The following is an 8,457-nucleotide window of genomic DNA, read 5'->3' on the forward strand; positions in this document are numbered from 1 at the left end:
GTTTTGCTGAAATCTACGTTGCTACCGTCGGGATAAACGCCGCCCTTGTCTACTTTTCCTCCCGCGTCTTTGGGTTGCCAGTCGAGGCCCAAGTGCCACTTGCCCACGCAGGCAGTTTGGTAGCCTTTCTTCTGCAACATCGAGGCCATGGTCTCGCGCCCTTGTTCGATTAGTGGGGGCGAGTAGCCGTGAAGTACCCCCTGCTTCATGCGTGACCGCCACGAGTAACGACCCGTCAGCAGGGCGTAGCGCGTGGGCGTACAGACCGCCGACGGCGAATGGGCGTTGGTGAAGCTCATGCCCGACCGCGCCAGAGCGTCGATGTTCGGCGTTTTGGTTTTGGCATCAGGGTTCAGGTAGCCGACATCGCCGTAGCCCAGGTCGTCGGCCAGAATCAGGATGACGTTCGGTTGCTGTTTTTGACCAAATGCGAAAGACGAAAGGAAAAGAAGAAGAATCAGCGACAGGAATCTCATAGAGGGAAGAATGGCAGGAAACGTTTTGACGCTCAATTTAGCTATTTTTGCTAAATCAAGAACCACAATCAACTTCAAAACTACTTGCCTTGAACACCACCTTACCCACCGACCGCTGGTACGAAATTCAAAATCCGGAAAGAGTTTTCTCGCCTGGTTTAGTGATTTATAAAGACCGGATTGCCGAAAATATCAGAGCGATGGTCGAGATCGCGGGCGACCCAAAGCGACTTGTGCCGCACGTCAAGACGCACAAAATGGCGGAGGTAGTTCAGATGCAATTGGACATGGGCATCACCAAATTTAAGTGTGCTACCATCGCCGAAGCCGAACTCTTAGCCGACTGTGGTGCGAAGTGGATTTTGATCGCTTACCAGCTGGTGGGTCCCAATGTACTTCGACTGTCAGGCTTGAAGGGCAAATATCCCGATATACATTTCGCCTCTCTAGTGGATTCGCTGGAATCGGCCCAATCGCTGAACGCACAAGCCGAAAACAGCCAGGCGCATGTTTTCATCGACGTTAACAATGGCATGAACCGCTCGGGACATCCAATGGACGATGCGTTACTCCCTCTTTATAAACAAATTGCAAAACTACCTAATTTGCACCTGGAAGGGCTGCACGTGTACGATGGACATATCCGCGATCAGGATTTTGCCGAGAGAAAAAAGCATAGCGATGCGGATTTCGCTCCGGTCGAATCTCTGCGGGATCGGTTGGTCACGGATGGTTTCCCTGCACCGATGATTATCGCCGGAGGAACGCCAACCTTCAATGTCCACGCGTTGCGGGAAGGCGTGTATTGCAGTCCGGGCACTTGTCCGCTGTGGGATTGGGGCTACGGCGACCGCTTCCTCGACCAACCCTTTCAACACGCCGCCCTCGTGGCCACCAGGGTCATTTCCAAACCTACCAAGGGCGTCATCACGGTAGATCTCGGCCATAAAGCCGTAGCCGCCGAAAACCCTATCGACCGCCGCTTCAAGCTTTTGAATTTAGAAAACTATGAGGTACAGAGTCAAAGCGAGGAACACGGCGTAGTGGGGGTCGAGGACTGGGACGCCGTGCAAATCGGTGATTTGCTCTACGCCCTCCCCTACCACATCTGCCCCACAGTAGCCCTGCACGAGACGGCAGCAGTGGTAGAGAATAGCCAGGTAGTCGATGAGTGGGAAGTGCGGGCAAGGCGGCGGCGCATCACGTTTTGACAATAAAAACTACTCCCGCCGGAGCAACGCCTCCAAAGCATCCAAATGTTCGGCAAATGCTTTTTTTCCCTTCTTGGTGGCCGAATAGGTTGTGAGGGGTTTGCGCCCGACAAACTCTTTGTGTACTGCCAAAAATTTTAATTCTTCCAGCGCCCGCAGGTGCGAAGCCAGGTTGCCGTCGGTGAGTTGGAGCAGTTCCTTCAATTCGTTGAAACTCACCGCCTCGTTTACCACCAGCACCGACATTAAGCCCAGCCTGACTTTGCTCTCAAAGACCTTATTGAATTTTTCTAGCCAGATCATAATTAATTTTGAATGAGTGAATGAGTGAATGATAGAATGTTGCTTTCGCCTGCAAACGTCTATTCTATCATTCACTCATTCTATCATTCTATCATTAATTCTTTCGTGCCGAAAGTGCATCAAAGCACCATAAAATATGTGCAGGAAGCCGAAACCGATGATCCAGCAAAGAAATAGGTAGGCGTAGCTATTGACAAACATCGCGGCACAGCCAAGGGCAATTTCGGTGAATCCTAAGTACGTTACTTCCTTCCAGGTGTGTCGCCCGGCATTGACGAGGGCCAGGCCGTAGAAAATAAGGGTGGCGGGGAAGACAAGCATCGCGGGGCCTTTGAACAAAATCGCCAGACAGAAAACTCCGCCCGCTAACAGTGGTGTAGCCATGCTGTACAGTAACCGTCGCGAAGCCGAGTTCCAGACGCTTGTTCCACGATGGTAGGCTTTGCGGGAAGTCAGAACGATTACGAGCGTCAGGGAAACTACCAACACCGACAGGCTGTCTAAAAACAAAAACTGCACCATCTCTTGCCGATGGTTCGCGTGCAAATTCCAATAGGCCGTTCCGTTTTGTGGTGCCCAGGCAGTTTGATACTGATAATAGGCCGCCGCCGCGCCTGCCAGAGCGATCAACCCCATCGCGATACCGGACAAACCGCTTAGTGACAAAAACTTGGACGACCGCTCCATGAGTGCTTTTATCTCCTGGAGGGTTTGTAGGGAGCTTGATTCTTGCATAATCAATTTGGAATGTCGGAATAAGTTAATAATGCTTTCCCTGGACTCGTAAATTTTTGGCCCATTCCGATATCCACTAATCGCCGGGCGACACCGTCCGACATTCACTAATTTCTTCGTACTTCCGCAGTTCATAGTAAGCATAAAACGCCACGTACACCAGTAGCAAAGTAAACGTAAACGCCACGGTATGTTGACGAGCTAACGGGTTATGGGCGCTGTCCCAGATTCCCCAACCGAGGGCCATAGGGTTGGTCAGGATGTCCCAACTGTTCCAGCGTCCGTAGCGACCCAGATAAATTCCGAACGAAACCAAGCCCGATGAGACCAGCACTCCAAGCCAGGCCAGCACCGATCCGTGCCACCCCGCAACCAGGCGGTGGATGATGTACCAGGAATAAATTCCCGCCAGCGTGCCCGTCATGGCAAAGCTGAAGAACATCAGCGAATCGTACCAAATGGTAGATGGGTCGGCGTATTTGATGTGCATGAGGTCGGTGATCATGTAGTAGGAGTTAGGCACGAGCAGCAACCATGCGGCCAGTCCGGTCAAGCGCGGGAGCAGTGGCAGACGGTCTATCCGGTCGAGTTCGTAAAGGGCTTTGGCAACCAGCAGGGGTAGCAGAGCCAGAAAAAGATTCCAGACCATAAAGAAGTAGTTTCCGTCATGCGTGACGATGACGCGAAAGATCCATAAACTCACGCTCATGCCAGACACGATGCCCAATAACAATAGTTTCGGGTTCCGGTAAATGTAGCGGAGGAGAAAAGGCACCGAGATTTCCATATCACTAATATGTTTTTGTTTTGAAAGTACTTTGTGGTGCAAAGTAGAAAAGAAAAAAATTATTGTGCAAGGGTGAGCCTGCGATTTTTATTTTTGGGCAATAAATTTTTAAATACATACTCAAAAAAGCGCCAAGCCTGTGGGGCCAAGCGCTTTATTACCAATGGCTTTTGGTCAATTTAGAATTGTAGGAGCTTTGCTTTCGACCTGAGCTATTCCTTTGGTTTTTTGAGCGAGGAAAGGTTGTAGGTAAGGGCCAGAAAGGCTCCGAATCTGGGAAAGGCTTTAATGACGGATACATCCTTGGGCAGTACTTTGGTCTTATAGTCGCTATCTTCCTTAAATTTTCGATCCAGTAAACTACTCTCTTTGAGCGTGGTACCTAATGTAATTACCAGCCTATCCTCACTTCCAAAAATTGCGGACCCACCTAAGTGGAACAAAAAACTATCAAAGGCAGTGGTAGTACTCACACCGGGACTAAGCGCCCACTTCACCTTTTTGGCACGACGCTTGTAGATATGAGCAAATGCGCCAATTGATAACAATAACCTACTTCCCGCATCTTTTTCACGAATGAAAGTCATAGTGGTATCGGTCGACGATTGCGAGTAGTAAAACTCCTGCCCCATGAATTTTTTTCCTCCCAAATTGAAAAACACGCCTGTACTGAAATCCACTTTGATACCACCCACCGTGGGAATTTCCTTATTTAAATACAAGCGATTGGGGTAGTCGCAGGTCAATAGCGTATCCGCTTTGAAGACGTATTTCAATTCTGTTTCGTCTTTTTTTATTTTAAAAGGCTCAGAGATATAGGTATAGTTGGATCGGTTGATGCGGCTGTAGCTGTCGAGTAGAAGTTGGATCTTGTTTTCGGTTTGCAGCTTTTCCATCTCCTCGATCATTTTCAAAGCGCGCTGCACAGCAGTGTTTGCCTCAACCATTCGTCGTTCCCCTTCTTTTTTATCCAGTTGGGCCTTTGTGTATTTATCACGCTCAGTCTCGTAAACTCTGCTTTCCGGTTTGGTGGGGTTTAGACTCCAGTTGTAAATTCCTACTTCTGCCAAATCGATGTCCGCTTGAATTATTCCTAACAATTCTTTCTGCAACTTCTCAATCTTGCCTTTGGCCACACGAGCCTCTTCGATTTTTTTCGGCAATCCCTCCCCCAACGCTTTCACCTGTTCTGAACTGTCTTGTGAAACATCTAATGCTTTACTAGCAGAATCTAATAGTGCTGTATGAATGGCATCATAGTCCCTGCCGCAGTCCATTTGCAGAGCCTTGATTGTGGTACTCAGCCGCAAGGCTTTTTGGAGATACTTGTAGTTGTCCTCGACCAACTTCAAGGGATCCTCGTATCTAAAGAACGCACTGACGGCGGAATCGGAATTCTTTTTTTCGTCAAACTTAAGGGAAAAAGTAGTGGGACTAGGCGCTGGGTTGGGCAACCCAAACGTAAGAAAACTAGGCAGTTTGATTGAACCAAACACCGTAGGCAGATTGACGTTGAACTCCTTCTGTCCGACCGTTCCTTCGATCTTGAACAGATGCCGATTGATGTCGGTCACTTCAATGACGTAGGTCTTGCCGTATTCAAAGTTCAACCTTGTATCGGGCCAGGTATAATTTCCTTGCTTGATTTCTCCGAAAGGGATAGACAAAATTTCTGGTGAATCTTTTTCTTTTTTTGCCTCTTTCCCCTTGCCAATTTTACCTTTTTTCTGAGCGTGGGCAGTTGCAGCACATAGTAACAGCAGTAGCAATAAAAGTCCGTTGAGCTTTTTCATTGAGGGAGGAGTTTTCGGTTGAGAATCAAACTTTCTCAAATTTATAAGTTGTCCTCCATAGCATGTATCTATTTATTATCAAGTGGTACCTTTTTCTTGCCGCTGCACAAAAATCCCCGCCCCTGCCCCCAACTTCCCGTAAGTTTTGCTTACTTTGAAACCCCGGCGATACATCGTGCTGGGCAACTCCCTTTACCTCCACCTACGCATGAACAAAACCGACCTCATCCGCACTCTCAAAGACCTCGACACCCTCAGCCAGGAGCAGAAAGCCTACCTCATCGACCTCGTCAATACCAAAAAGAAGTACGGCCTCGTGTGGGAAGACAAGCCCGAGGACGTGGAAGAACTCCTCCGCCAGCACCTGCCCGTGCTCACCGAAGTACCCGAGCGGCGCATCTTGGCCTCGGCGGCCGCGCCCGTAGCGGAAGTACCCGCCGACCCGGCTAAATCCGAAAAAACGAAACCCAAAGAAGTGCAGGCTACGCTCGCTTTTGCGGCTACGCCTGATGCGAGCTCTGGGGAAGGATTTGTCAGTCTGAGCGGAGTCGAAGACAGTCTCGCCCCCGACCATATCCTCATCGAGGGCGACAACCTGCATGCCCTCACGGCCCTGACCTTTACGCACGAAGGCCGGGTGGATGTCATCTACATTGACCCGCCCTACAACACCGGCAATAAGGACTTTAAGTACAACGACCGCTTCGTAGACCGCGAAGACAGCTACCGCCACTCCAAGTGGCTCAGCTTCATGCACAAGCGCCTGCTCATTGCCAAGCGGCTTTTGGCCGAAACCGGCGTGATCTTTATCTCCATCGACGACAACGAACAGGCGCAGTTGAAGATGTTGTGTGATGAAATCTTCGGAGAAGAAAATTTTTTGGTCAATATGATTTGGCAAAAAATGGACAGCCCGAGTTCAAATTTTGGAAATCGTTTTTTCTCAAATTATCATGATCACACGTTGATATTTGCTAAAAACATCAAGAACTGTGATTTACAGCAACTTCCTAAACCGGAAATTTTAGACGCCTACCCAGAATTAGATAAAGACGGTAAAAGAATTAGACTAAGGCAGTTGAGAAAGAATGGCAAGTCATCTAGGCGAAAAGATCGCCCTACAATGTGGTATAAGATTATCGCACCTGATGGAAGTGAAGTTTGGCCTATTGATCCAAAAGAAGGTTGGGAAGGTAGGTGGGCTATCGGTCAAGATACTTATAATCAATTGGCCAAGAATGACGAAATTATTTGGAAGCAGCGAGAAAAAGGTTGGGTACCTTATTCAATTGAAATGGCCCCAGAATCACCTACTGTTCCAAACCCTTCGATTTTGACAGACGTTGGGCAAAATCGACAAGCAAAAGCTCAGTTAAATGAAGTTTTAGGGAATGATCATAAATTCGACACCCCTAAGCCAGTTGGGCTTGTTAAACGTATTTTCCAAATTTTCAACAGAAATAACGCCCTCATCCTAGACTTCTTCGCTGGCAGCGGCACCACGCTCCACGCCACGATGCAACTCAACGCCGAAGATGGCGGGAACCGCCAGTGCATCCTGGTCACCAACAACGAAAACAACATCGCCGAGGAGGTGTGCTACGAGCGCAACCGGCGGGTCATTCAGGGCTACCAAAACCCCAAAGGGCAGGAGGTAGCGGGGCTTACGAATAATAGCCTAAGGTACTACCGCTGCGAGACGGTACCCAGCGCCCGCACCGAGCAAAACCGCCGCCTCCTTACCCGCCAAAGTACCGAGTTGCTCAAAATAAAGGAAGGCTGCTACGCGGATATCACCGAAGCGAGCGGCTTCGACCCGGCTACCTGCTACGTGGGTACCAACGAGCGGGGCAAATACACGGTGGTACTTTACCACAACCGCCGCCCGCAACCCCTCATCGCGGCGCTAGGTACCTTCATCCAGGCCCTGCCCGACCGCCGCGAAAAAGTACGGCTCTACGCGTTCAGCGAGGAAAAAGACGCCCTGCTGGCCGATTTCCAGGCCGTAGCCGACGTCATCGAGGGGGTACCTTTGCCGGAGGCGATCTACAACGCCTACCGCGCTACCTTCCGCACGCTGGGGCTGGACAAAAAGCCCCCGCAAACCCCCGAAACCGAGTCTGAAGAAGCGGAAACCGATGCTGAACAAACGAGCCTGGAATTTTCCTCCCAAAATAACTAAGCACCAAGAACTCCGTACGCATCCATGTATATCCTCAAAGATTTTCAGGAGAAAAAAGTAGCTGAACTCCTCAACCATACCTACGAAGCCCTGGCCGAAGCCCAGCGGCAGATACCCATCCTGCTGGAAGCCCCCACCGGCGCGGGCAAAACCGTGATGATGGCCGCTTACATCGAGCGCCTCGTGACCGAACTACCCCTACGCCCCGGCCTACCCGCCGAAGTGGCCTTTGTGTGGTTTGCGCCCAATACGCTGCACATCCAGAGCTACGAGTCGCTCACGGCCCTGTACGCCGACACCCAAACCCTCAACTGCCTCGACCTCGGTAGCCTGAGTACCAACCCGGCCCTGGCCCACCGCGACCTGCTGTTTGTGAACTGGAGCAGCGTGGACAGTACCAAAAAAATATGGCGGCGCGACAACGAGCACAGTACCAACCTCGAAACCCTGGTCGAAAACACCCGCGCCGACGGCGTGGAGATTATTCTGATTATCGACGAGGCGCATTTGTCGGCTTTCACGGGCAAGCAGGCCGTGGCGGTTCGGCAGCTCATCGGGGCCAAACTGGAAATCAGCGTGACGGCTACCCCACTTACCCGCCCGCGACTCAACGTATCCATTTCGCGGCGGCAGGTGGTGGACGAGCAAATGATCAAAAAGGGCGTCCGCCTCAACATCGGCCTCGATCCCGAGCAGCAAAACGGCGAGAATGTCCACATGCACCTGCTGCGGGTAGCCTGGGCGAAAAAAGAAGAACTCACGCGCCTCTACGCCGAAGAACTCGGCCCAAACGTAATCAATCCGCTGTTGCTGATTCAGCTACCCTCCGACAACGCCAGCCTGTCGGCCGATGATGTACGTGTCCGTGACATCGTGGTGGCCCTGCTCGAAAGCGAGTTTGGCATCACGACCCAAAACGGCCGTCTGGCGATCTGGCTGTCGGGCGAAAAAAACAAGGATGGTCTGGAAG

8 protein-coding genes are annotated in these 8,457 nt (G+C 50.8%); 3 read left to right on the forward strand and 5 right to left on the reverse strand.

From position 1 onward, the window contains the following. A partial coding sequence (locus ACEW8P_RS07145) for a sulfatase-like hydrolase/transferase (RefSeq protein ID WP_373512404.1) occupies nucleotides 1-512 on the reverse strand: 512 nt, incomplete at its 3' end. Nucleotides 513-565: 53 nt separating this feature from the next. On the opposite strand from ACEW8P_RS07145, the gene ACEW8P_RS07150 reads away from it, so the two are divergent. Further along, nucleotides 566-1,687 (forward strand): D-TA family PLP-dependent enzyme, encoded by a 1,122-nt coding sequence (locus tag ACEW8P_RS07150; RefSeq protein ID WP_373512405.1) that lies wholly within the window; start codon nucleotides 566-568, stop codon nucleotides 1,685-1,687. Nucleotides 1,688-1,696: 9 nt separating this feature from the next. Here the strand turns inward: ACEW8P_RS07150 and ACEW8P_RS07155 are convergent, their stop codons facing one another. The 4 genes from ACEW8P_RS07155 to ACEW8P_RS07170 form a co-directional block, all read right to left on the reverse strand. Next, the gene (locus ACEW8P_RS07155; RefSeq protein ID WP_373512406.1) at nucleotides 1,697-1,990 is read right to left on the reverse strand and encodes a winged helix-turn-helix domain-containing protein; all 294 of its coding nucleotides are present in this window, start codon (nucleotides 1,988-1,990) and stop codon (nucleotides 1,697-1,699) included. 75 nt (nucleotides 1,991-2,065) lie between these two features. Then, entirely contained in the window at nucleotides 2,066-2,725 is a 660-nt protein-coding gene (locus tag ACEW8P_RS07160) for a hypothetical protein (protein ID WP_373512407.1), read from the reverse strand. A 76-nt stretch (nucleotides 2,726-2,801) separates the two neighbouring features. After that, on the reverse strand, nucleotides 2,802-3,512 hold the full coding sequence (locus ACEW8P_RS07165) for a DUF1361 domain-containing protein (RefSeq protein WP_373512408.1): 711 nt from the start codon (nucleotides 3,510-3,512) through the stop codon (nucleotides 2,802-2,804). Nucleotides 3,513-3,724: 212 nt separating this feature from the next. Continuing rightward, nucleotides 3,725-5,305 carry a hypothetical protein gene (locus ACEW8P_RS07170; protein WP_373512409.1) on the reverse strand — a complete coding sequence of 527 codons (1,581 nt, stop codon included), beginning with the start codon at nucleotides 5,303-5,305 and terminating at the stop codon, nucleotides 3,725-3,727. Nucleotides 5,306-5,450: 145 nt separating this feature from the next. Here ACEW8P_RS07170 and ACEW8P_RS07175 point away from each other — a divergent pair, with 145 nt between their 5' ends. Both ACEW8P_RS07175 and ACEW8P_RS07180 read left to right on the forward strand, forming a co-directional pair. Continuing rightward, on the forward strand, nucleotides 5,451-7,487 hold the full coding sequence (locus tag ACEW8P_RS07175; RefSeq protein ID WP_373512410.1) for a site-specific DNA-methyltransferase: 2,037 nt from the start codon (nucleotides 5,451-5,453) through the stop codon (nucleotides 7,485-7,487). A 24-nt stretch (nucleotides 7,488-7,511) separates the two neighbouring features. Next, nucleotides 7,512-8,457, forward strand: a 946-nt coding sequence (locus ACEW8P_RS07180) for a DEAD/DEAH box helicase family protein (protein ID WP_373512411.1), incomplete at its 3' end; no start/stop codon positions are given.

It is taken from the genome of Persicitalea sp. (genome assembly GCF_041751555.1).
In the GTDB taxonomy this organism is placed as follows: Bacteria; Bacteroidota; Bacteroidia; order Cytophagales; family Spirosomataceae; genus Persicitalea.